This is a genomic window from Bacillus sp. FSL W7-1360 (genome assembly GCF_038592975.1).
Lineage (GTDB): Bacteria > Bacillota > Bacilli > Bacillales > Bacillaceae_D > Shouchella > Shouchella lonarensis.
Genome location: NZ_CP151950.1, coordinates 1833256 through 1857371, shown reverse-complemented (window position 1 = coordinate 1857371; position 24116 = coordinate 1833256). Strand labels below are relative to the sequence as shown.

Sequence of the window (24116 nt, the reverse complement as noted above, 5' to 3'; positions counted from 1 at the left end):
CATTGTTAAAAAAGTGGACAAGCGAAGAAAAGTATTGGGTCATCGCTGGTGTTGTGACATTGGTCGTGATGATCAGTAGTGCTCATTATGGCTTACAATAGAAATTTTATGGTAGGATAGAAGTCATTCGTATAACGAAATAGAGAGAGAAAGTGGGCGAGAGAGATGAGTTATCCAATGAAATGGGATTTAGACTCTTTATTTAAAGGAGGAAGTCAGTCAGAGGAATTGGCTGCATTTTTACAGGAGACAGATACGTTGTTTCAAACATGGTTAGATCGTCCTGAAACTGATGTAACCATTTCCGAGTTAACACACGCCGTTGACATGCTGTTTGGACGGATCAATGAGATGTTTTCGTTTGTGTCGTGTTTAATTGCACAGGACGTGAACGACAATCAGGCCTTGTTGTTAGAAGAAAAGTTGCAAACACAAGGTGTGAAATTTGAGTCATTGCGCTTGCGTTTGGCAGCACGTTTAAGAGAACTAGAAGATGATGCGTTTGCGACATTACTCACGGAAGAAGCATTAAAACCATTTGCTTTTTCGCTTTCTGAGTTGCGCCAGCACGCGAAGGATGAAATGGATCCAGCACGCGAGCACTTGGCAGCAAGCCTCGCGAAAGATGGCTATCATGCTTGGCAGTCTGTATATAATGAAGCAGTCGGTCGGATGGAAATCCCGTTTGAAGAAGATGGCGAGACAAAAATATTGTCGGCAGGACAGCTGTCTAATCGTCTGGATAGTCCAAACACGGCAGTGCGCGAGCGTGCTTCTTTAGCATATCAAAAAGCATGGAGCAAAGAAGCACCACTATTTGCCCAAACATTAAATCGTTTAGCTGGTTTCCGCTTAAGTTTGTATGAGGCGCGCGGTTGGGATGATGTGTTGAAAGAACCACACGCCCTTAATCGTATGCAAGAAAAAACATTACAGACGATGTGGGAGACAATCACAAAAAATAAGTCGCGTTTTTACAGATACATGGATGAAAAAGCGAAGTTACTTGGTGTTGAGAAGCTGAGCTTTCGTGATGTTCATGCTCCTTTACCAGTGGAAAATAAAGAACAAAGCGATATACCATATGATGACGCGTGTGATCTCATCATTCGGCATTTCCGTAAGTTCAGTCCGAAGATGGCTGATTTTGCTGAGATGGCGCTCCGCGATGGGTGGATAGAGGCTGAAAATCGGGCCGGAAAACGTCCTGGTGGTTTTTGTACGACCTTTTTGTTGTCTGGAGAATCGCGTATCTTTATGACGTACGATGGGTCGATGGCAAATGTAGCGACATTGGCGCATGAGCTTGGTCATGCATACCATAGCTGGTGTTTAAAAAATAAACCCGTTCAATTAGCGAAAGAGTACCCAATGAGTATTGCCGAGATGGCGTCAACTTTTGCAGAGATCATTGTTGCGGATGCGCTATTGGCAGAGACAGAGGACGAAGCGACGAAGAAAATGTTAGTTGAAAATCACCTTTCTCGTTCGTTATCATTTTTTATGAATATCCATGCGCGCTTTCTGTTTGAAATGCGCTTTTATGAAGAACGTAAAAACGGCATGGTGTCACAGGAACGCTTAAATGAAATGATGGTTGCAGCACAGAAAGAAGCATATGGCGACCAATTGTCGGAATATGATCCGTATTTCTGGGCGTCGAAACTACACTTTCATATTACGATGCGGCCATTTTACAACTTTCCGTACACATTCGGATATTTATTTAGCCTTGGTGTTTACGCGCAGGCGTTAAAGTCGGGGGCATCATTTGAAGATCAATATATTGCACTGCTCGAAGATAGCGGCAGTATGACGATGGAAGATTTGGCAATGAAGCATCTAGGTGTTGATTTAACAACGCCTCAGTTTTGGCAAGAGGCCCTCGATGTTGTGTTGGCTGATGTGGACAAGTTTTTAGCGCTTTAATACGAACAAAAATGGCATGATCCTGCGCGAGGGTCATGCTGTTGTTCTTTTTAACAATTTTTTTAGAATATAAATGGACAAGTAAAAAATGGCGTGCTACGATAAGAATCAATTTATTTTCAAAGAGAGAAAGAAGGGGAGCGCATGACGGATACGAACATGACAAGTTATCGAATGAAGTGGGACTTAGATTCATTTTTTGAAGGAGGAAGTCATTCAAAAACATTTTCAGTCTTTTTGCAGGAGACAGAAGAATTGTTGCAAACATGGTTGGACCGTTCGATATGTGATGTAACGATTGCTGAATGGACGCTTGCGCTTAATATGTTGAGTGATCGTTTAGATCATGCGGACTCATTTGTAGAATGCTTGGTTTCACAAGATGTCAACGATGAGCAAGCATTGTTGTTAGAGGAACGTTTACAAGCACAAAGTGTGAAGTATGATATCTTACGTCTGCGATTGTCGACCCGTTTAAGAGAGCTAAAGGACAATGAATTTGCGGTTTTGTTAGAAGAAGAGGCATTAAAACCACTTGCTTTTGTCCTTTCTGAGATGCGGCAGCAAGCGAAGGACGAAATGGATTTAGAGAGAGAGAGCTTAGTCAAACGTTTAGCAAAAGACGGTTATCATGCGTGGCAATCTGTATATGATGAAGCCATCAGCCGAATGGAAATCCCCTTTGAAGAAGACAGCAAGACAAACATGCTATCAGCAGAGCAATTATTAAGAAAGCTTGACGGGCCAGACCGGACAGTGCGATTGCGCGCGTTTAAAGCGTATGAAAAGGCATGGGGACAAGAAGCGCCGTTATTTGCGCAAACATTAAATCGTTTAGCAGGCTTTCGTTTAAATTTATATGAGGCACGAGGTTGGTCCGATGTGTTGCAGGAGCCACTTGCGCTAAATCGGATGCAAGGAAAAACATTACAGACGATGTGGGAGACAATTACAAAAAATCAGTCGCGATTTTACCGTTATATGGATGCAAAAGCGACATTACTTGGCGTTGAGAAGCTTCATTTTCATGACGTTCACGCGCCTTTACCATCAAAAAATAAAGGAGACAATGAAGTTTCCTATAACGAGGCATGTGACTTGATCATTCGGCATTTCCGTAAGTTCAGTCCGAAGATGGCCGATTTCGCTGAGATGGCACTCCGTGACGGTTGGGTAGAGGCCGAAAATCGTACTGGCAAACGCCCTGGTGGGTTTTGTACGGGCTTTCCTTTATTAGGCGAATCACGTATTTTCATGACGTATGAGGGATCAATGACAGGTGTGGCCTTTCTGGCGCATGAACTTGGCCATGCGTACCATAGCTGGTGTTTAAAAAATGAACCATATGCTATGACGCGAGAATACCCATTAAGCATTGCGGAAACGGCATCGACGTTGGCCGAGATGATGGTTGCGGATGCGCTTGTCGAAGAAGCAGAAGATAATCATGCGAAGAAAATGATGATCGAGAATAAGCTTGCTCGTGCGCTCGTTTATCTCAAGCACGTCCATGCGACCTTCTTGTTTGAGACACGTTTTTATGAGGAGCGTAAAAACGGGATGGTGTCACAGGAGCGCTTAAATGAATTGATGGTTGCAGCACAGCAAGAGGCGTATGGCGATCGGCTTGCGACGTACGACCCGTATTTATGGGCTTCTGTCGAGCATTTTCATATTACGTCAGCGCCATTTTACAACTTCCCATACACATTTGGATATTTATTTAGTCTTGGCGTTTACGCGCAGGCGTTAAAGTCGGGGGCATCATTTGAAGATCAATATATTGCACTGCTCGAAGATAGCGGCAGTATGACGATGGAAGATTTGGCAATGAAGCATTTAGGTGTTGATTTAACAACGCCTCAGTTTTGGCAAGAGGCCCTCGATGTTGTGTTGGTGGATGTGGAGAAGTTTTTGTCGCTATAAATATAAAAACGGCATGATCCGAAGAGCATAAGGATCATGCCTATTTAGTCTTTTCGAACAAAACGTTCCAAAATGATCATGATAAGGTTATGTGCCATGATGTATGAAAGAAACGGTTTGAACTTACTGGAACCGTTTTCGTTTTTTCTCTAAACGATCTTTCTTCTGCGCACGCTCGTATAATTTGTCGTCAATTTGTGTGAGCGCCTCTTCGTCGTTCAATAAATCACGACGATTTTGATCAACCAACTCTTCGAAACGAATCAAATGTCTTTTTCGCATAATTTCCACCTTTATTTAGAATATTTCTTAACATAAATTATACCATGGCCTACTTAGATTACAACAGCAATTTTGTTACAAACATTTTATAAATTGATTTCTTAGTGAATGAAAGCAGAAGTTTTGTTGAAATATAGGAGCACGAAAGGTTGAGAGGAGGAAAGTCAAATGAGTGAACATCGTTTAAGTATACTTGAACAACAAATTGCTCAATTAGCAGAAGAGATCGCACAAATAAAGAGAAATCAAGGGATGCAGTTTTCTCAGTCAACAACAGACGAATATTTATTAGGTGTATACAATTGTGAAAGCTGCACAAACAAGTAAAATGTTTTACAATAAAGGAGCGTGGTAAGGAGGGAGAAGATATGACGAAAAAACGTGTTGTGTTTGTGGTAGCAACAGCTGTCGTTATTGGGTCAATTTTAACAAAAAAAGAATGGCGTACAAATGCATGTAAAGGCATGCGGCAAGCGAAACAAAAAGTGAGTGAAGCAGTGACTTTTATGAAGGACAATCGTGCACATATTATCGAAGAAACAAAAGAAGCGCTTCAAGAGATGCGGGGTTTGGGACAAGAGATCGTCACTGATGTGACAACCGTTGTGGAAGCAGTTAGCCATTTACGCACGTCCTCGAAAGAAGCGTTACACGTGGCGAAAGAAGCGCTAGGAGAGATAAAAGAGCCGACAGATGTATAGAAAAAAGAAAGTCGGAAATATTACGATATAAGGACGGCGGCATACGCTGCAGTCCTTCCTAATTGACATTATTGACATTGCAAGGCGTGTGGGCAAGATGTTGTTTGTCTTACACTTTTTTCTTTTAAAGAATGAGGTGGTTGCGTTGAGCAAAGGAACGAATCATTCAACCGTGTCCGATGAACATGATTGAAATGAGGTGTTTCCAAAAGACAACAATCGATTTTATCCCAGAAGCAGAAGTATATGTCATTAGGTAGAGAGGTAGCAACGTTTTCGTTGCTGCCTCTTCTTTTTGGCATTTTGTGGGAGTATGATTTCACGGATAAAATGAAAAAAAAGTCAAACACTACGGTTACACTATTTCAATGAAGAACATGAGGAGGAAGCATGATGAAACGAATGACGTGGATGATCTTAATTTGTATACTGCTCCAATCTTTTTGGTTGCCACAGTCGTTTGCAGAAGGCGTAGACGATAAAACAAAAGAAAGCTCATTTGCTGTGCCCCAATCTGTGTTATCTATTTCAAAAGAAAACACATATAAAAATGCTACGCAAGACTTGCCTTATTTACAACCGAGTGAATTAGCTCAGAAGTTACTCGATTCTACAGAAGAAGAGATAGAAAATCCTGATTTAATCCGACTTATGAATGAATCGACTGTACAGTTTGCTCGCCTTGGTTTTGCGACAAAATTATCCATTTATTTGGGAGCTTGGCCGTTATCTTATGAGTCAGAGGGAACAGAAGTAAATTGGGAATACCAAAAAGTAAACACCAATTTTATTGATAATCGTGGTGGAAACGCACCGCGGAAGATGTCGTATTATCAAGAACAGCAGAAGAAAATTTCAGGTGGATTGACAGCGAAAATCCCCAACGCTGAAGCTGTTGAAAAGATGATGATGATTTATGCAGCAGAAAAAACAAATTTGCCGCTTGCGTTTGATACAGTCATTGGTCAAGGAACGCGTAAAAGTCAAACGTACAATGTACCTCCTCAACAAGCGGGCTATTTGTATGGATATGTGCCAGCTGTTCATGAGAAGGGCAATGTCACTTACGGAGAAGTCTATTTTACATTACGTGGTGGCAAACCGATTTTAGAAGTAAAAAACATTACCGATCAAGGAATTGGTGCGTGGATACCTGTTCAAGATCATTTATCTTTTACATTTATTGCTTCAACCAACTTACGTTAAACATAAAATGATGCCTTATTTTGGCATCATTTTATGTTTAACTGAGATGTTCGTTTGAGAAAATCAACATCTTTATAGTAGGCGTCTTTCACTAATAAGTTTGGTCCAAGACACTTCACTGTCGGACAGTGACAAGAAATGGATTGCTGCAACTTAGATGATTGCCAGCGCTGAAAAGCATTTAAAAAGCTTGTATGTTGAATATTCCCGAGTTCAGGAACGTCACCAAAGTCTGTAACGATGATGTCACCACTAAATAGGTTGACATTTAAACGTGAGCGTCCATCTGGGTCATTGCGTACGGTCACAAGTGTTTCACTGTACAACCTTTCTTGAAGCGCCAAATCATCAGGGTTTTCGCTGCATGGATAAAAAGGCAGTGTACCAAATAACATCCATATGTTTTTGTTGCGACAATCAAGTAAACGATGGATACCGGCACGAATGTCATGTAAGCTTGCGACTTCCAAACTGCTTGCAAAGTCACTTGGATACATTGGATGAATTTCATGACGTTTACAGCCCATGTGAATGATTTGTTCATGAATACGTTCAAGATATGGGAGGGTTCGTTTATTTAACATTGTTTCAGCAGAAATGAATACACCTTCCGCAGAAAGTGCTTGTGCATTTTCAACCATACGGTGAAATAAAGCCTTGCGCTGCGCGGTAGATGGTTGATGTTTTGCGTTTGCAAAACCTATTTCAACAAAGTCATCGCTGCTTCCGTAATTATGAGAAATATGGAGGACATCCAAATAAGGAAGAATGCGTGTATACCGTTCAAGTGGCATGGTCAAATTAGAATTGATTTGTGTCTTTGCCCCACGTTCGTGTGCGTATCGCAATAACGGTTCAACGTAGTTCTTTACTGATTTGAGCGACATCATCGGTTCTCCACCTGTAATACTAAATGCGCGTAAATGGGGAATTTCGTCAAGGCGGCGAATGAGCAAGCTAAGCGGCAAAGGGTCGGGATCTTTTGGTGATAATGTATAACCAACAGCACAATGCTCACAACGCATATTACATAATGTTGTCGTGGTGATTTCAATGTTTGATAGTGTCAGTTTTCCAAAAGACTCTATATCTCGATAAGCTTCCCATGGATCATCATTTGTCTGTGTCGTATACATATCAATCATGTTTTTCTCTCCTTTACATTCAAACTTTATCTTAGCGTATTCAAACAAAAAATAAAAGCGTATGAAGGAAAGTAAAATGAGGTGAACGGATGGGCTCTTCCACCGTTCACCTCAAGTTGCTTTCGTTATGGTTTGTTTTTGTGTGAAGGAATGTTTTTCTTTGTAGGCAATACTTCAATTTGCTTGATCTGATTCCCGTCAAACATTTTAACGATGAAATCAAAGCCATCAAAGGAAATACACTCGTCAACGACAATGTCGTATTTCTCAGTAAGCATCCAACCGCCAATGGTATCGGCATCATCTTCGTCAATGGAAATGTGAAGCAAGTCGTTCACGTCTGTAATCAATGTTTTCCCGTCAATGATATAATGATGGTCTGCCAATTTTTTAATTAATGGATCCTCTTCAACGTCAAACTCGTCACGAATGTCGCCAACAATTTCTTCAATAATGTCTTCAACAGTAATGAGGCCTGCAGTGCCACCATATTCATCAAATAAAATGGCCATGTGTGTTTGTTGTTTTTGCATTTCAATGAGTAGATCATTAATCGGAATGGATTCGATGACAGAAATGACAGGGCGAATGTAGTCATCGAGCTTAATCTCCGGTTTTCCTTCAGCATGGGGAGAGACCATATCCATCAATACTTCGCGAACGTTAACAATCCCAAGAATATGGTCTTTGTCTCCATTGACAATCGGATATCGCGTATATTTCTCCATCCTGATAATATCTAAATTGACATCAAAAGGATCTTCAATGGAAAGCGCGCAAATTTCAGTACGTGGTACCATGATTTCTTTTGCAATGCGATTGTCAAACTCAAAAATTTTGCTGACGTATTTAAACTCTGCTTGGTTAATTTCGCCACCTTTGTAGCTATCAGAAATAATTAAACGAAGCTCTTCTTCAGAATGAGCTTGCTCATGCTCTGACATCGGCTTAAAACCGAGGAGTCGAATTAGTACGCGAGCTGAGCCGTTTAAAACCCATATAAAGGGGTAAAGAAGCCGATAAAACCAAATAAGGGGACGTGCAATGAGTAAGGTTACTTGTTCTGCTCGTTGAATTGCAATTGTTTTAGGAGCAAGCTCACCAATGACTACGTGCAAAAATGTAGCGAAGGTGAATGACACAAAAATAGCAAGTGTCGTCACAAGCGTAGGCGGAACAAACCCAGCAAAAAGTGGATGAAGCATATGTTCAAATGTTGGTTCGGCTAGACGACCGATTCCAAGTGCTGTAATTGTAATTCCGAGCTGACATGCGGATAAATATTCATCCAGATGACTAACAACCTTTTTTGCGAAAATAGCTGATTTTTTCCCAGTGTCAATATGTGGTTCAAGTTGTGTACTCCTGATTTTTACAATCGCAAATTCAGATGCGACAAAAAAAGCAGTGAGCAAAATTAAAACGGCTACGCCCATTAAACTAAGCATTTGTTGAATTTCCAAATAGTCCCCTCGAAGAATGAGGGAGTCACCTCCTGTGTGTTTAAGTCAAATGACAATTGTCAGTTTGACTTGCGAGTGTCTCAAAGATTTTTGCAGTTAAACGTACAAATCGAGACAGAACACACCCACACATACAACTAAGAGTGAGTGACTTTTAGTCAGTAAAGGGGTGGTTCAATGCATCTCGTACCATTTTCATTACATTGTACTCTCCACCATCGAACCACCCCTTTCACATTTATTCCTTTCTATCATATGCAAAAAGACAGAGAAAGTCAATCATTTTCTGGAATAATTAACAATTTATTTTATTAAATTAGAATTGTCGTTTGAAAGGTCGGCCTTTTGTGCCAGACCTTTCTCTGCTATTTATATTGCACGTTCTGCTTTCCCAAATGTGATAGCGGTCATAAATCCAGCAAAGAGCGCCAAGACACAAATGAGGCCATATAAAAATGAATGCGGCATGCCAATAGGGAAAATCACGATAATTGAACCAGCTACGAGACCAAACATGACAGCATATGTTGCTTGTGTGTATGTGTCAAAAAAGAAGCGGATCACCCGGCTTGTAATAAGAATGCCAGCACAAACGCCAAGACCAATGGCAGTAATGACAGGCACATTGAATGTTGTTAGTGAGGAAATGGCTGTATGGTATACACCGAGCACCATGAGCATTAATGAGCCACTCACGCCTGGAAGGACAAGCGCAGTACTTGCAATCCAGCCAGAAGCAAATAAAAATAAGTAGGTGCCGGTATCTAGGTTGGTGATGACAGTTGTCGTCGGTTCACTAACGAAGCGCATCAGTGCCACGAGTGCGAAAGAGACGACCATAAGTATGAGGTGAGTGAGTCGGAATGATTTTTTTGAATGGGTGCGACCAGACCGCCATAAAAACGGCAAAATGCCGATAATTAGTCCAACAAAGAGATAAAATAACGGTGCTTCGTGATGTTTCAATAAATACTTAATCAAGTGACTGAACAATAGCAAAGCACAAACCATCCCGATCCCAAGCGGGACTAGAAATCCAAACGCACGCTGCCAATTTCCTTTTGTTAAGTCGCTTAAAGATTGTAGTAAACGTTCGTATATGCCCATTAACATTGCAATGGTACTTCCGCTAATGCCAGGCATAATCTCAGTGATCCCCATCGCAGCACCGCGAAAAATATTCGACCAAATAACCATGATGTAGCCTCCAGTATAATAACGTGTGAAAAGTGTCATGCTAATCAAACCATAGTCGAGAGAAACATGCAAGTCCAACGCTTGAAAGATCGATATATCATTTGATGGGAGGAAGAAAGATGAGGCGATACAGGAATGTTGTTGCTTTTTTATGTATCATCATGATGTTTCTACATGTACAAACAGTGAACGCGTATCATAATCAGACATATAACTGGAGTTATAAGCCGGCGCCACAACATACACCAGCAACGACTGAGGAAATGTATGAGCAAATGCTGACACAAGCAGATGGATACTATATTGGCGATACAAATGAAAAAGTTTTGTACTTAACATTTGATAATGGCTATGAGAATGGCTATACAGAAAGCATCCTCGATACATTAAAGGAGAAAGAAGTGCCAGGAGCATTTTTCGTGACCGGTCACTATTTAAAGTCGGCATCTGATTTGGTGAAGCGGATGGTAGAAGAAGGTCATATTGTTGGAAATCACTCTTTTCATCACCCAAGTTTGCCAGCAGTGAGCGATGAACGGCTTGCCGCTGAGTTAGAAGGTGTGAAAGAATTGTTTACAAAACTGACAGGTGAGCAGGAGATGCGTTATTTACGCCCACCACGAGGAGAATTTAGTGAGCGAACATTGATGAAAACAAAAGAACTTGGCTATACAAATGTCTTTTGGTCACTCGCGTATAAAGATTGGGATCCAGACCGGCAAAAGGGTGGCGATTATGCTTATGAACAAGTAATGAAACGTATTCACCCAGGGGCCATTATGCTTGTGCACGCCGTTTCTTCTGACAATGCGGAGGCACTGCCGCGCATCATTGATGAATGCCACAAGCTTGGCTACACGTTCAGGAGCTTAGATGATTTGTCATTTTCGCACGTAATGCCATAAAAGAGTAAAAGCAGCGCGGATGAAACCACGCTGCTTTTGCACATGCTCATAGTGGAAGCAGTCATAAAGAAGAGAGTGTGACATCATGACCGATGGCTGCTGCAATGGTTTCTAATGTCGTCCTATCGGTTGGATCAAACGCGTCTACTTGTTTTGTGCGAACGATCATGAGGCCAATCTTTTGATCGTCACGATTATGAATTGGACATATCAATTCATTCGTATGTGATTCTTGCAAATCATGTTGAAAAGAAGATGCGGCCACAAGTTTTGTTTCGGTCCCTTCGCATATGTAAATGCCTGTCCAATCAATATACGGAACGGTTTGAACTAAACTGTGTGCGGTTTTTGTAAAGATCGCTGTCGTGTCCTCTGTTTGAAAGACATCAGCCATAATTTTTAATGATGCGATATCAGTAGCGATTGACAAGATTGTTCCCTCCCAATGTGTTGTTTCCCTTTTCATTTTAACAGAACTCTTTCTTGTTCCGGATTAGCAAGTTTAGGAAATGAGCCCGGTTTGTTATAATAGAGGGATGAATTGGATGTACGGGGGTTTATGAGATGAATGGAAAGAACATGAGACCGGAAAAAGGACAGACGATCCCGCTTAAAGTGAAACGATTGGGCATTAATGGGGAAGGAATGGGCTATTATAAGCGTCATGTTGTATTTGTAAAAGGGGCATTACCAGGAGAAGACATTATTTGTGAAATAACGAAAGCGCATGAGAAGTTTTTCGAGGCAAAGGTAGAAAAGATCCGCAAACATTCACGTGAGCGCGTCAAGCCGCCGTGCCCGATTTATGAAAAGTGCGGGGGCTGCCAACTGCAACATATGACATATGCGGCTTCGCTTAGAGCGAAGAAAGAGATTGTCAGACAAGCGTTTGCACGGTACACCAAGATGGATGCCCGTACGTTGCCCCTTCACGACACAATCGGGATGGAAGATCCGTGGTATTACCGGAATAAAAGTCAACTGCAAGCACGAACAGAAAAAGGGAAGGTTGTTGCTGGATTATATAAGGAAAATAGTCACCAGTTGGTTGATTTGTCTGCTTGCATGGTGCAACACCGCACACTAAACGAGGTCACCCAAGTAGTAAAAGACATTTTAACGACATTAAAGATTCCCACGTACGATGAAAAAAAGCATCGCGGGGATGTGCGCACGATTGTGACGCGAATTGGATTTGAAACGGGACAAGTGCAACTTGTGCTCGTGACGACACGGGAGGCATTTTCGAAAAAAACAGCGTTCATCGAAGAAGTAAGGCGACGATTACCGGAAGTGACTTCACTCGTACAAAATGTGAATCATAAACGAACGTCACTTATTTTTGGTGAGGAGATGATTCACTTAGAAGGAGAAAAAACGATTGAGGAGAGACTCGGTGAGCATGCTTTTTCTCTATCGGCACAAGCTTTTTTCCAACTGAATCCAGTGCAGACAGTCCATTTATATAATGCGGCGAAAAAGTGCGCGCGCTTAACAGGCGAAGAAAAAATCGTTGACGCGTATTGTGGTGTCGGCACGATTGGGCAGTGGTTGGCAAGTGACGCAGCTGAAGTACGCGGGATGGATGTGACAAAAGCGGCGATTGTAGATGCACGGAAAAAAGCGGCGCAGATGCATATCAATGCCCGCTATGAGGTCGGGACAGCAGAGACGTGGTTGCCGCGTTGGGTAAAAGAAGGATTTCGACCGGACGTCATTGTTGTTGACCCGCCGCGGACAGGTTGTGATGAGAAATTGTTAAAAGCGGTGTTGCAAGTGAAACCGGAGCGATTTGTATATGTATCGTGTAACCCATCGACATTAGCAAAAGATGTGGCGAAACTTACTGCGCGGGGGCATTATGAAGTGACGTCGATTCAGCCTGTCGATATGTTTCCGTGGACGGCGCATGTTGAGACGGTTGTATTGATGTCAAGGGTAGAAAAATAAGAGTGTAAAAGTGCTTGATATAAAGGGATTTCCGAGATTCCCAATAAAAATAAGAAATTCATAAATCCCGTAGAATTGCCTAAAACCAAACATATCCACGGTCAAAATGCCACAGGGTTGAGTTGACAGGATTAAAACAGGTAGGTTGGGTTGATAGAAATGTTGTAGAAATAGGCTAATCAACATTGCTGAAATGAATCCCAATGATGATTAGCCTGACAACAATTATAGCCTGTGCACCATTGAATGTTATAGGAGCTATCACTTTCCTTTAATGGGGTAAGTGATATCAGCAACCAATTCTCTGTTCCGGTATTTGGATTTTTTTCATACAAGCGTTGTATAGTTAATTCGGCTAGTGTGATGATGACATGGTGAAATTGATCTGTACTTTTTAATGGTTTTACAAAGATGTTAGTCAGTACACTGTGGTATGATAATTCCAGAAGAACTTGTTTTTCTTCTTGCGTGTCTAAGGTATCAATTCTTATATCCACAAGAGGGTTGCAAGGGTCCTCAACTAGTCGCTTAGAATATGCTGATATTTTTTTGAGAAGTGCATTTTGGATTTGTGAATTGCCTTGATAATAAATTGATATATGCAATATAGGTCTTCTGTTATTCATGATAATACCTCCTTAGGTAGTATCACATATTAACTCTAAAGGGCGGTATTATCAAGTTGTAAAATGAACAATAAGGTTGAATTTGTTATACTTTTGATTATGCTCATATCCTGTATATGAATAACAAGACCCATGCCGTTTATTAATTACTTCAATAAACGACATCGGGTCTAAATTAAGACAAAGGTGTATCAGTTTTGGTCGACAGACGGTAAAGTCTGCATTAGGGCAAAGAAATGTTCAGGCTTACCGGTACTAAAATAGTTATACCAAGCTTCCAATGTGTCTGATTGAAACACGCCTAAATGTTCAATGATTTGCTTTGCCCATAATAAGCCTCCGGTAGAACTTGCAGTAATAAGGTTGTGATCCGTCACAGATGGCTTGTCTATATAAAAACTTTGTCCTTTATAATTGGGAGAAACCATTTCAAGGAATCCCGCTCCATTACTGGTGTGCGGACGATTATCTAACACCCCAATATTGGCAAGTGCAACAGTAGCACCACAGATTGCACACACCGTACCGCCGGAAGAAAGCAATTCTTTTGCCTTTTCGATAATCGCGCCATGCTTTGGGTCGCTCCACGTATTTGCACCCGGTAAAATTAACACGCTTGTTTCACTCACAATAATATCCTCAATTTGACAATCCGGCACGATTGTCATTCCGCCCATTGTCTTAATCGGATCGTTAGAGTTGCTTACCGTTTTGAGCGATACTTTCTCCGCATCCTTCTTAAAAAATCTGCTCGAATGCAGCTCAGCAGTAACATATCCCGTTTCCCAGTCGGCTAAAGTGTCAAGAATATAAACATAGATTGTAAACATAAATTACCTCCATTTTTATTGTTTTATTGATTTGTTCGCTTTTTTATTGTATCATATAATTATTGACAACAGTATGGCAACAATTATAAACAGGAGGATGTCAGATGAAAATAGACAGGCTTGTTAGCATGATTATGATACTCCTTGACAAAGATCGGATTGGCGCACAGGAGTTAGCGGATATGTTTGAAGTTTCACCTCGCACAATCTATCGTGACATAGATACAATAAATATGTCGGGAATTCCTGTCCACTCCACATCGGGAGTAGGTGGCGGCTTTGAAATTATGCGAAATTATAAGCTTGATAAAAAGGTTTTTTCGACTGCTGATCTTTCTGCTATCTTGATGGGGCTTTCCAGCCTTTCAAACACGGTACGAGGTGATGAACTGGTAAATGCCCTTGCAAAAGTCAAGAGCTTTATCCCCGCCGAAAAAACAAAAGATATTGAAATAAAAGCCAATCAAATCTATATAGATTTAAGACCGTGGATGGGTAACAGTAACATACAACCGTACTTGGAAATTATCAAAACAGCCTTACAGGAAAGTAGGCTACTTTCGTTTCAATATTCTGCTCACCATGGAAATAAAACTGCACGAATAGTCGAGCCGTATCAGCTTGTATTGAAAAATAGTCATTGGTACTTACAAGGTTACTGCTATATGAGAAGTGATTATCGCTTATTTAAACTATCTCGTATATCAAATTTACAAATGCAAGTAGAAACTTTTATACCACGAGATTATGAGAAACCCATTTTAGAATTTCCGGATTTTTTAGAAACAATACAAACAAAAATTAAAATCCGTGTTCATAAATCTGTGATGGATAGAGTACTTGATTATTGTGCTTATGAACAATTTGCTCCAGATGGCGATGAGCATTACATTGTTGATTTCCCCTTTATAGAGAACGATTACTATTTTGATATTCTTCTTAGCTTTGGAAATAAATGCGAGTGTTTAGAGCCGTTACACATTCGTGCAGAAATGAAACGTAAAATACATGATATAGCTGTCTTATACAAAAACTAAAACATGAATACTTTCATAGCAAAATAGAATGGTGGCTATTCTGAGTTGATTTTAGCATCGCTACTGCGTAGGAAATATAAATAATCTCTCTACAACTTCCAATTTGCCTTGGGTTAGAATCATCTAAAGAAAGTAGGAATTACTGGTTGGACTGCAGATATTATTTCGGGAACAATTGTGACTTTACTTCTCTAAATTTAATAGAATGGGTGAATTATCATGCGCATTGTAGCCTATTTAGTGATCGTAGTCGTTTCGATTGTGATGCTAACATATATTTTCTTTGATGTCGGGAATAGACATTTAGTAAGATTGTCTAGCGCTATCTTTTGGATAACATTGATTTTAATGTGGGTAAAAAGAAAAGAAAAAAGGAAGAATCTTTAAGGGGATATACTTGGTTTTTCGTATGACAATGGATCACCCTGCCTATGTTTGTCATTTTGGTTCTGTAGACATCACGGCAAAAAAAGTAAAGGCGATTGCGACTGCCACAGCCAGTGCCTTAATCGATGCTGGCTATTTTTTGTATTATGGGTTGGCAGCGCTTATTTTGCACGATATAGTTAGATATAACGTTTGTATTCTCCATGACAGTAGAAAGGTGTAAAAGAAAATGAACAAAAAAACTATCCCATTAATATTGTTTTTAATGTTTGCTTCGCACTGGCTTTTAAAGATTTTTCTTCCTCTCTATGAGGACAGTTTAATTGGAAACATCATTTCTATATCCTTGATTATCGTTGGGGTCTTCTTGCTGGTCCTGTATTTTAAGAAGGATGGAGATTCTTAAGTTAAAATAGAATGGGTGATTTGTATGCGTATGGTAGGATATGCATTAATAGTAATTACTTTGATGATAGTACTAGCGTATATTATCTTTGGTGTGGGAAATACACATATAATTAGGTTGGCTAAGGTAGTCCTTGTTGTAACAGTGATTTTCATGATAGCGAGTAGAAAGACGAGAAAGCGTACACCTTAGGCTTCTCACCCGTTACCAGTACCGATAACAATAAAATGGACCGCCTTTTCACTGAACTATATCCTAAATACTGGACACTTTAAAAAGTGCTTGATTCAGGGATACCTTGGGGCGTGTGCTGTCTTCCTTCCGTGAAAAAAAGCGACCAAGAATGGCGCAGGTGGAGTGTGTGGTGGGGTTAGAGTTGAAATAATAAAAAGTACGCCCGCGGGCGTACTTTTTATTATTTATTTCTTATCTGTGGTCCCAGTCGCATGGTAGTTTTCCTTGTTTTTTTCTTCCCAGAAGTCGGCGTTTTTAATGCCAAGTTTCTTTGGGTCAAAAGTTGGATCAAGCCCTTGCTTCCTCTGTGAATCATAATCGCGCAATGCTTTCAGTGCAGGACGGGCGAGGAACACAATGGCAATGATGTTCAACCAAACCATAATACCGAGCCCGATGTCACCAAAGAGCCACGCATTTTTTGACTCATTCGTTGTACCGAAATAGACAGCAGCTAGAAGAATGAGTTTCGTAATAAACATGACCCAAGTCACTTTTTTATTACGGAATAAGTACGCAACGTTTGTCTCTGCGATGTAATAGTAGGCCATAATGGTCGTAAAGGCAAAGAAAAGCAAAGCAATCGCGACAAAAGATGTACCAAAACCTGAGAATGAACTGTTAATTGCGGCTTGTGTATACTCTACGCCTGGTTCAGCTACTTCAGGGAGGTTGTGCACGAGCATCTCTTCATTGGGCGCTTGTGTATTGAACATTCCAGTAAATAAAATCATAAATGCCGTGGCTGAGCAAACGAGCAATGTATCAATGTACACAGAAGCAGACTGCACGAGACCTTGTTTTACGGGGTGTGACACTTCAGCTGCCGCAGCGGTATGTGCGCCTGATCCTTGTCCGGCTTCGTTTGAATAAACACCACGTTTGACACCCCATGCGATGGCGCTACCGAACATGCCACCGAAAACAGAGTCAACGCCAAAAGCACTGCGTATAATGAGCATAAACGTCTCTGGAACCGCAGTAATATTTAAAGCGATAATGACACCTGCCATAAGCATGTAGCCGAGTGCCATAAACGGGACAACATAAGAAGAAAAAGCAGCAATACGTTTGACCCCGCCGAAAATAATGAGGGCGAGACATGCAATAATAAAGAGTCCCGTTGCCCACGCCGGGATCGAAAATGCATGTTTCATTGCAGCACCAATGGCGTTCGATTGTGCACCAGGCATAAACAGAGCCATTGCGAGTAGCGCGGCAATGGCAAACAACACTGCAAACCATTTAATGCCAAGTCCTTTTTCAATGTAGTAGGCAGGTCCACCCCGGTATTCTCCACCTAACTTTGTTTTATAAATTTGTCCCAATGTGGATTCAATAAAAGCACTGGAGGCCCCTAACAGGGCAATTGTCCACATCCAAAAGACGGCGCCAGGACCACCATAAAAGATCGCGGTGGCGACCCCGGCAATATTCCCGGTTCCAACGCGAATGGACAGTGACATCGATAATGCTTGGAAAGAGGAAATTCCTGCATCAGAACTTTTCCCACTAAACATTAATTTGAACATTTCTTTAATATGTCTTATTTGTACAAAGCGAGTGAGTAGCGTAAAGATGAGTCCAACGGCAAGTAAGATGTAAACGATGGGACCTTCCCATAAGAGATGATTTAATTTGTTTGCCATTTCCATGGTGAAACTTTGCAACGTTTCCCATAATTCGAGCATATTCCTCTCCTCCTTTTCGTGTAGATTTGTTTTTGGGTATACATAGGCTATTTTAATTTTATTTGTAAGTTTTAAAATGAGCAATGGTACATTTAGCCTATATTTTTGGGAGTAAAAGGGATTATAAATAGGGAATGGCCTGCAGTGACTTGAAAAATTGGATGTAAAAAGAGATTGAAAGCAGTAATTACTGTCGAATTGTGCTAAGATAGTGTTCCAGAGGATCGCAACGCACGTTTGAATTCTCTTGGTATTGATGTCTAGCGACTACTCCTGTATTCTGGAAAAGGATGGAGAACATAATGACGGATTCCAACTTAATACAAAAAACAAAAATATTAACCGCAGCGACACTCATTTCAAAAATCATTGGTTTCCTTTATGTGGTACCGTTAACGGCAATGGTATCAACAGATGGAATGGGTTTGTATTCGGAAGGATATCAACCGTATCAAGTGTTATTGAGCTTAGCAACACTAGGTGTGCCGCTCGCGATGTCGAAGTTCGTATCTAAGTACCATACGTTAGGTGATTACGAGACAGCGCACCGTTTGTTTCGATCGGGTATTATTTTTATGCTTGTTACTGGCTTTGTTGGCTTTTTATTATTGTTTTCGGCTGCGCCGATTTTAGCAGAGATATTTTTATCGCTAGGTGATAAGAAAAGTATTTATACTGTAGGCGATACAACGCTCGTCATTCGAATGGTTAGTGTCGCTCTCATCATTGTTCCTGCAATGGCCATTATTCGAGGATATTTCCAAGGGTTTGGTCAAATGGTGCCGACGGCTATTTCTCAAGTCATTGAGCAGCTTGTACGTGTGTCGTTTATTTTAGCGATCGTTTTCTATATTATGAAAACAAGTGGTGATGTCGTACTTGCCGTCGGGTTTGCAACGTTTGGCGCATTTATTGGCGCAATTGGCGGAGGGTTCGTGTTAATTTGGTATTACATGAAAGAAAGACCGACAATTGCGCATAAAGTTTCAACCAGTGCAGTTCGTCATCGATTGCCACTCGTTGGCATGTATAAGGAAATTATTCGCTATGCGTTGCCAATTTCTTTTGTGGGGCTATCTATCCCATTGTTCCAGTTCATTGATGTTGCGACGATTGAAAACGCACTGGGCAGTGGTGCAGGTAAAGAGTACAAAGGAATTTTGGTTATGATGGTACATAAGCTTGTCCTCATTCCAATGGCGCTCGCAACCGCGTTGTCTATTACCCTTGTGCCTACCATTACGCAGGCGTATACCTCTGGGGAAAAGACACTGCTGCAGCGAAATGTGTTCCAATCTTATCAAATGATCTTGTTCATTTGTATTCCAGCCGCATTTGGTTTGGTTGTTTTAGCAGAGCCTATTTATGGTGCTATTTACGGCGTAAAAGAACAATTCCACATCGGCGTTGAGACACTCATGTTGTACGGACCGATCACATTAATTTTTTCTCTTTATGCAGTGACAGGCGCGATTTTACAAGGGTTGAATCGGCAAAAGTATGCAATGATTTCACTTGCTATTGGTCTTCTGGCAAAAGTCATTCTCGCGTTCCCACTCTTATGGTTACTTGGACGTACGGGTGCAATTTGGACAAGTTATATTGGCTTTGGTCTTGCGTTGGCGATGAACGTGTGGGCAATAGGGAAATTTGCTCAGTTTCGTTATAATGTCTTATTGAAAAGAGCGCTACTCATATTCATGATATCATTAATTATGACAGCGGCGACGTGGATCATTAGTCGTGGGTTGATGGTATGGCTACCAATTGATTCTCGTTTAAGTGGTGTCATTGTGACAGCAATCTCTATTTCAAGTGCGATTGTTTGTTACTTTTTCTTGACCGTGCGCGTGCATTTGGCTGGGGAAGTGTTAGGGGAACGGTTCCGCTTTCTCAATCGGAGAGGGTATTGAGAAGAGCTCGTTCATTAATTTCCTGGGAAATTAGACAATCTTAGACATTTGTTTAAGAGAAAATCTCTTTATGTATGGGCTTTGCTTTTGGTATAATAGAGCCAGTTTAAAAATGTAGTGATAAAATGACGGTGGATGAGTGAGCGTCCGGTAAATAAGGGAGGGAACCGATTGGCAGATCAGGTGACAAAAGCGACACGTGGACGGAATGATTGGGTGTTAATTGGTACAACGCTTGGTTTGACAATATTTGGTTTGCTCATGGTGTATAGTTCTAGTTATGTTGAAGGGTTTTTGCTGGAACCAGAGAACCCAACATATTACTTAACGCGGCAACTGATTTGGTTTGCGCTCGCTATTCCTATTCTCGTGTTTATGATGTACTTTCGGTACGAGCATTATCAGAAAATGACCCCCGTCTTGCTCGGTGTTTCAATTGTGTTATTGCTGCTTGTTGTACTTATTGGAACGGGTCGAGAGACGACAGGCGCCGACCGCTGGATTCGAATGGGCTCCTTAAACATGCAGCCATCGGAGTTTGTTAAAGTGGCAATGGCCATTTATTTAGCACATGTTTATTCGCGCAAACAAGCATACATTGCACATTTTAAAACAGGGGTCTTGCCACCACTTGTTGTTGTAGGTGTCATTTTCTCATTAATTATGTTGCAGCCAGATTTTGGGACAGGCACATTAATTATGTTAACAGCGATCATGCTTGTCTTTTTTTCTGGGGCGAAATGGCGCCATTTGTTTGGATTAGCGGCAGTGGGTATCGTTGGATTTCTCGTCTTGGCGTTGCTCAGGCCATATCGGATCGCGCGCTTGACATCATTTTTAGACCCGTTTGCGGATGCAACAAACAGCGGTTTTCAATTAATTAACGGTTATTTAGCTATTGCTAATGGCGGCGTGACAGGTATGGGAATTGGACAAAGCTTACAAAAGATGCGGCATTTGCCTGAAGCACATACTGATTTCATTTTAGCTGTGATTTCCGAAGAGCTTGGTTTTCTTGGTGTCCTAATTGTGTTAATTGGTTATGGCATCATTTTATTTCGCGGTGTTGCAATTGGGACAAAATGCAAAAATCCATTTGGAAGTTTGCTTGCATTTGCGATTGTGTTTCAAATGGCAGCGCAAGTCGTTTTTAATGTGGGGGCAGTAACAGGATTGCTACCGATTACAGGGATGACACTACCGCTTATTTCTTATGGGGGAACGTCATTATTAGTGACATTCATTTCAATTGGAATTTTGGCAAGCATTCACCGTCATAATGGACGACAAGTGCTATAAAGATCAGTACAACAAGTATAATCTCGGAAAATATAGGTTTGAAATGAAGATTTAATAACCCCGGATGACTACACACTTGTTTGTGATAGGCAAACTAGGGGACCTCGAAACAAAAGTGACCGGAGAAAGTGGGATTTGATGGAAAAGAGACAATCTCAAATTGATTATACATTGTTATTTTTGTTGTTCTTACTTATGTGTATTAGTTTTATTGCCATTTATAGTGGCTCAGGTCAATACTATTCGGATGATCCAACATTTTTCTTGAAGCGACAAGTTGTTTGGTATGTCGTTGGGATCATGGTGATGGTTGCTGTTATGGTCATTGATTTTGATTACTTCAAGTATCTTTCAATTCCAGCCTACGGATTTGGGATGTTGTTGCTTATTTTAGTACCGATTTTGGGAAAGGAAGAGAATGGTGCGAAAAGATGGCTGTTTGGAGTCCAGCCATCTGAGTTTATGAAAATATTTCTTGTGCTTGCGTTGGCACACTTACTCTATAAAATCGTGACGAAGGAGCGTTATCGTTCTGTTAGGGAGGATATATGGCTGTTAATAAAAATAGCGGCCCTTAGTGTACCTCCGTTTTTACTTATTTTGATGCAGCCGGATTTAGGCACTTCCCTTGTTATTGTTGCTATAGTAGGGACGATGGTGTTGGTGTCAGGTGTGCGTTGGCGCTTATTGTTTGCACTTGCAGGTGCAGCGGTAGCAGGGCTTGCGTTGTTAGTGTACCTACATGAGGCTCACTTTGAAATATTTAAACTGATCGTTAAAGATCATCAACTACAGCGTATTTATGGTTGGCTCGATCCAATGGGGAACACAGGTGGTTTTGGTTATCAGCTGTATCAGGCGATGCTTGGGATTGGTTCAGGACAATTATCTGGGATGGGCCTTTTTGAAGGTGTGCAGACGCAAGGACATGCGGTCCCTGAAATTCATACCGATTTTATTTTTACAGTTATTGGTGAAGAGTCTGGTTTTCTTGGAGCCATGATACTTTTGTTTGTATATTTCTTGTTGTTCTATCGGATGATCACGATTGCGATGAATTGTAATAATTTGTATGGAACATATTTGGTTGCAGGAATCGTCGGACTGCTTGTGTTTCAAGTGTTTCAAAATGTGGCGATGACAATTGGCTTAATGCCAATTACCGGTCTTGCTCTTCCTTTTATTAGTTACGGTGGAAGCGCCCTTCTAACAAATATGGTTGCAATTGGGATTGTCATGAACGTTCGTTATCGTACGAAAGACTATATGTTTAGAAGTGAGGAAGGGGACGGCGTCTAAATAGGAGAAGAGAGAGGGAGACAGGCAATGAGACTGGATAAACTATTGTCTGAGAGCGGATATGGCTCAAGGAAAGATGTGAAAAAGGTGCTTAAGAAAGGGAGGATCACTGTAGATGGTCATGTGGTAAAAGATGGGAAGGTGAAGGTTGACCCATCTAGGCAGACCATTTTCAATGGAAATACGTGTGTGAAATACCAGCAACATGTATATTTAATGTTAAATAAACCGTCTGGTGTCATCTCAGCGACCGAAGATCCTAAACAGCAAACAGTTATTGACCTAATTGCAGCCGAGTGGGGACATAAGAAAATGTTCCCAATTGGACGATTAGATAAAGATACAACGGGTTTATTGCTACTCACAACAGACGGGACGTATGCACATGCACTCATGGCACCTAAAAGGCATGTAGCAAAACGTTATCGGGCGGTGATAGCGGGAGAAGTTGGTGAGAACGAGCGGAAACAGTTTGCAGAAGGAATATTGCTTGGAGATGGGTATATGACACGTCCGTCATCTTTATCTATCATCGAGTCGGGTCCGAAATCGGTCATAGAATTGGTGTTGACAGAAGGGAAGTTTCATCAAGTAAAGCGAATGTTTGCGGCCTGTGGAAAACAAGTCATCGCGCTTGAGCGGACACATATCGGTGAACTTGCGCTTGATCTAGCACTTGCCAGTGGCGCATATCGTGAGTTGACTGAGGAAGAGAAACATCTTGCTGTTTCAAGTGCGAAGACATAAAAAAGCAACGGTTATCGTAAGATGTCGTCACCGTTGCAATGTTATGTGATATTAAGATGCGTTTGTTTTTTTGTTCGTAACTTGCCATTTACCACGGGCGGCACTTGTGACAAGACCATTGTATTCGAGCACATTTAAGTCTCGTTGGATGGTGCGCTGGGTGATACCGAATTCTTCAACCAAATCACTCGTCGTCACGGTTCCCTCCTGTTTCATGTACAAGTAGATGGACTTAATGCGAGTCAACATACGATCAGTTGAAGTTTTCAAAAAACCACTCCTTCTTCGTCTTTGTCTTCGCTATGTGCCAAAGCTTATGAAGGCACCTAAGGAGAGTATATCACATTGTAAGGTGAAACGTAAGGACAAATTTGTGTAAAATTGTGTACAAAGACGGAACGGATTTAGCTTATCGTGTTGCAGACTTTCTCACTTGCCGTTATAATTAAGGATACTGAATGAATGGTAGTCATTTTTGGAGATAGATTGAGGCACGGACTATAGAAGGGGGGATCAGGTATGAATCAATGCGAATTCCGGGCACGGGATCACATGGTTGCAACTGACTATCATTGGCGTGTGCGAAAAGTGTTCAACTGGTGTGGTGGCATAGAGTATATGATTGAGTTGCTAGGCAGAGAAGAATGTATCGGTTTTGGCAACACGATGCGAGAAGCCCGACGTGACTTAGAGGAAGCGATGGGTCTATATGAGTTACGCAATGGGACAGCATCCTTGCCAGAGGTAGCGAAACAGGCGCAAATTATTGTGCTCGAACCATCAATGACGCTTGAAGAAATGTCAAATGTGAACGAGAATTTGCTGCAATTTAAGGAAATGTAAGCGACCATTTTCTATGAAAAAAGCGTGTCGAAAGATACAAAACAAATTACGATCATGTTTTTTATATACACGTAAGAACGAGGGCGCCATGGTAGATGCC

The 24116-nt window shown here is 41.2% G+C and carries 23 protein-coding genes; 14 read left to right on the top strand and 9 right to left on the bottom strand.

The window, feature by feature from the left end; all coding sequences use genetic code 11:
• The first annotated feature begins 165 nt into the window (after positions 1–165).
• Positions 166–1929 (top strand): M3 family oligoendopeptidase, encoded by a 1764-nt coding sequence (locus NSQ26_RS09515; RefSeq protein WP_499717962.1) that lies wholly within the window; start codon positions 166–168, stop codon positions 1927–1929.
• A 144-nt stretch (positions 1930–2073) separates the two neighbouring features.
• Positions 2074–3855, top strand: a complete 1782-nt coding sequence (locus NSQ26_RS09510; RefSeq protein WP_499717961.1) for a M3 family oligoendopeptidase — start codon at positions 2074–2076, stop codon at positions 3853–3855.
• A 123-nt stretch (positions 3856–3978) separates the two neighbouring features.
• Here the strand turns inward: NSQ26_RS09510 and NSQ26_RS09505 are convergent, their stop codons facing one another.
• Positions 3979–4137: an FbpB family small basic protein gene (locus tag NSQ26_RS09505; protein ID WP_090774233.1), complete on the bottom strand. Its 159-nt coding sequence runs from the start codon at positions 4135–4137 to the stop codon at positions 3979–3981.
• A 168-nt stretch (positions 4138–4305) separates the two neighbouring features.
• Here NSQ26_RS09505 and NSQ26_RS09500 point away from each other — a divergent pair, with 168 nt between their 5' ends.
• The 3 genes from NSQ26_RS09500 (at position 4306) to NSQ26_RS09490 (ending at position 6044) form a co-directional block, all read left to right on the top strand.
• Entirely contained in the window at positions 4306–4464 is a 159-nt protein-coding gene (locus tag NSQ26_RS09500; protein WP_499717960.1) for a hypothetical protein, read from the top strand.
• Between the two features lie 41 nt (positions 4465–4505).
• Entirely contained in the window at positions 4506–4838 is a 333-nt protein-coding gene (locus NSQ26_RS09495; protein ID WP_499717959.1) for a hypothetical protein, read from the top strand.
• 390 nt (positions 4839–5228) lie between these two features.
• Positions 5229–6044: a YfkD family protein gene (locus tag NSQ26_RS09490; RefSeq protein WP_499717958.1), complete on the top strand. Its 816-nt coding sequence runs from the start codon at positions 5229–5231 to the stop codon at positions 6042–6044.
• A gap of 26 nt (positions 6045–6070) precedes the next feature.
• Here NSQ26_RS09490 and yfkAB read toward each other — a convergent pair whose 3' ends face one another.
• The 3 genes from yfkAB to NSQ26_RS09475 form a co-directional block, all read right to left on the bottom strand.
• Positions 6071–7189 (bottom strand): radical SAM/CxCxxxxC motif protein YfkAB, encoded by a 1119-nt coding sequence (yfkAB, locus tag NSQ26_RS09485; RefSeq protein ID WP_090774240.1) that lies wholly within the window; start codon positions 7187–7189, stop codon positions 6071–6073.
• 125 nt (positions 7190–7314) lie between these two features.
• The gene (locus NSQ26_RS09480; protein WP_499720028.1) at positions 7315–8637 is read right to left on the bottom strand and encodes a hemolysin family protein; all 1323 of its coding nucleotides are present in this window, start codon (positions 8635–8637) and stop codon (positions 7315–7317) included.
• A gap of 384 nt (positions 8638–9021) precedes the next feature.
• Positions 9022–9849: a DUF368 domain-containing protein gene (locus tag NSQ26_RS09475; RefSeq protein ID WP_499717957.1), complete on the bottom strand. Its 828-nt coding sequence runs from the start codon at positions 9847–9849 to the stop codon at positions 9022–9024.
• Positions 9850–9968: 119 nt separating this feature from the next.
• Here NSQ26_RS09475 and pdaA point away from each other — a divergent pair, with 119 nt between their 5' ends.
• The gene (gene pdaA, locus NSQ26_RS09470; protein ID WP_499717956.1) at positions 9969–10754 is read left to right on the top strand and encodes a delta-lactam-biosynthetic de-N-acetylase; all 786 of its coding nucleotides are present in this window, start codon (positions 9969–9971) and stop codon (positions 10752–10754) included.
• A 61-nt stretch (positions 10755–10815) separates the two neighbouring features.
• On the opposite strand, the gene NSQ26_RS09465 is transcribed toward pdaA, so the two are convergent.
• Entirely contained in the window at positions 10816–11184 is a 369-nt protein-coding gene (locus NSQ26_RS09465; protein WP_499717955.1) for a GAF domain-containing protein, read from the bottom strand.
• A gap of 134 nt (positions 11185–11318) precedes the next feature.
• Between NSQ26_RS09465 and rlmD the strand changes: the two genes are divergently transcribed.
• The gene (gene rlmD / locus NSQ26_RS09460; RefSeq protein ID WP_499717954.1) at positions 11319–12704 is read left to right on the top strand and encodes a 23S rRNA (uracil(1939)-C(5))-methyltransferase RlmD; all 1386 of its coding nucleotides are present in this window, start codon (positions 11319–11321) and stop codon (positions 12702–12704) included.
• A gap of 179 nt (positions 12705–12883) precedes the next feature.
• Here the strand turns inward: rlmD and NSQ26_RS09455 are convergent, their stop codons facing one another.
• Both NSQ26_RS09455 and NSQ26_RS09450 read right to left on the bottom strand, forming a co-directional pair.
• Positions 12884–13330, bottom strand: coding sequence for a hypothetical protein (locus tag NSQ26_RS09455; RefSeq protein WP_499717953.1), 447 nt, complete (start codon positions 13328–13330; stop codon positions 12884–12886).
• 191 nt (positions 13331–13521) lie between these two features.
• A complete protein-coding gene (locus tag NSQ26_RS09450) occupies positions 13522–14160 on the bottom strand; it encodes a type 1 glutamine amidotransferase family protein (protein WP_090774250.1) in 639 nt (212 codons plus the stop codon).
• Positions 14161–14264: 104 nt separating this feature from the next.
• Between NSQ26_RS09450 and NSQ26_RS09445 the strand changes: the two genes are divergently transcribed.
• Together NSQ26_RS09445 and NSQ26_RS09440 are read left to right on the top strand one after the other, a co-directional pair.
• Positions 14265–15197: a helix-turn-helix transcriptional regulator gene (locus NSQ26_RS09445; RefSeq protein WP_499717952.1), complete on the top strand. Its 933-nt coding sequence runs from the start codon at positions 14265–14267 to the stop codon at positions 15195–15197.
• Between the two features lie 397 nt (positions 15198–15594).
• Entirely contained in the window at positions 15595–15807 is a 213-nt protein-coding gene (locus tag NSQ26_RS09440) for a hypothetical protein (protein WP_090774254.1), read from the top strand.
• Between the two features lie 602 nt (positions 15808–16409).
• Here the strand turns inward: NSQ26_RS09440 and NSQ26_RS09435 are convergent.
• A complete protein-coding gene (locus tag NSQ26_RS09435) occupies positions 16410–17915 on the bottom strand; it encodes an alanine/glycine:cation symporter family protein (RefSeq protein WP_499717951.1) in 1506 nt (501 codons plus the stop codon).
• A gap of 302 nt (positions 17916–18217) precedes the next feature.
• Between NSQ26_RS09435 and NSQ26_RS09430 the strand changes: the two genes are divergently transcribed.
• The 4 genes from NSQ26_RS09430 to NSQ26_RS09415 all read left to right on the top strand — a co-directional run bounded on the left by NSQ26_RS09430 (position 18218) and on the right by NSQ26_RS09415 (position 23173).
• Positions 18218–19828 (top strand): putative polysaccharide biosynthesis protein, encoded by a 1611-nt coding sequence (locus tag NSQ26_RS09430; RefSeq protein WP_499717950.1) that lies wholly within the window; start codon positions 18218–18220, stop codon positions 19826–19828.
• Between the two features lie 171 nt (positions 19829–19999).
• Entirely contained in the window at positions 20000–21127 is a 1128-nt protein-coding gene (ftsW, locus tag NSQ26_RS09425) for a putative lipid II flippase FtsW (RefSeq protein WP_499717949.1), read from the top strand.
• 138 nt (positions 21128–21265) lie between these two features.
• Positions 21266–22426 carry a rod shape-determining protein RodA gene (gene rodA, locus NSQ26_RS09420; protein ID WP_499717948.1) on the top strand — a complete coding sequence of 387 codons (1161 nt, stop codon included), beginning with the start codon at positions 21266–21268 and terminating at the stop codon, positions 22424–22426.
• Between the two features lie 27 nt (positions 22427–22453).
• The gene (locus NSQ26_RS09415; protein ID WP_090774262.1) at positions 22454–23173 is read left to right on the top strand and encodes a pseudouridine synthase; all 720 of its coding nucleotides are present in this window, start codon (positions 22454–22456) and stop codon (positions 23171–23173) included.
• A gap of 51 nt (positions 23174–23224) precedes the next feature.
• Here the strand turns inward: NSQ26_RS09415 and NSQ26_RS09410 are convergent, their stop codons facing one another.
• On the bottom strand, positions 23225–23443 hold the full coding sequence (locus NSQ26_RS09410; RefSeq protein WP_176763710.1) for a DeoR family transcriptional regulator: 219 nt from the start codon (positions 23441–23443) through the stop codon (positions 23225–23227).
• A gap of 249 nt (positions 23444–23692) precedes the next feature.
• Here NSQ26_RS09410 and NSQ26_RS09405 point away from each other — a divergent pair, with 249 nt between their 5' ends.
• Positions 23693–24016 carry a hypothetical protein gene (locus NSQ26_RS09405; RefSeq protein WP_090774265.1) on the top strand — a complete coding sequence of 108 codons (324 nt, stop codon included), beginning with the start codon at positions 23693–23695 and terminating at the stop codon, positions 24014–24016.
• The last annotated feature ends 100 nt before the right edge of the window (positions 24017–24116 follow it).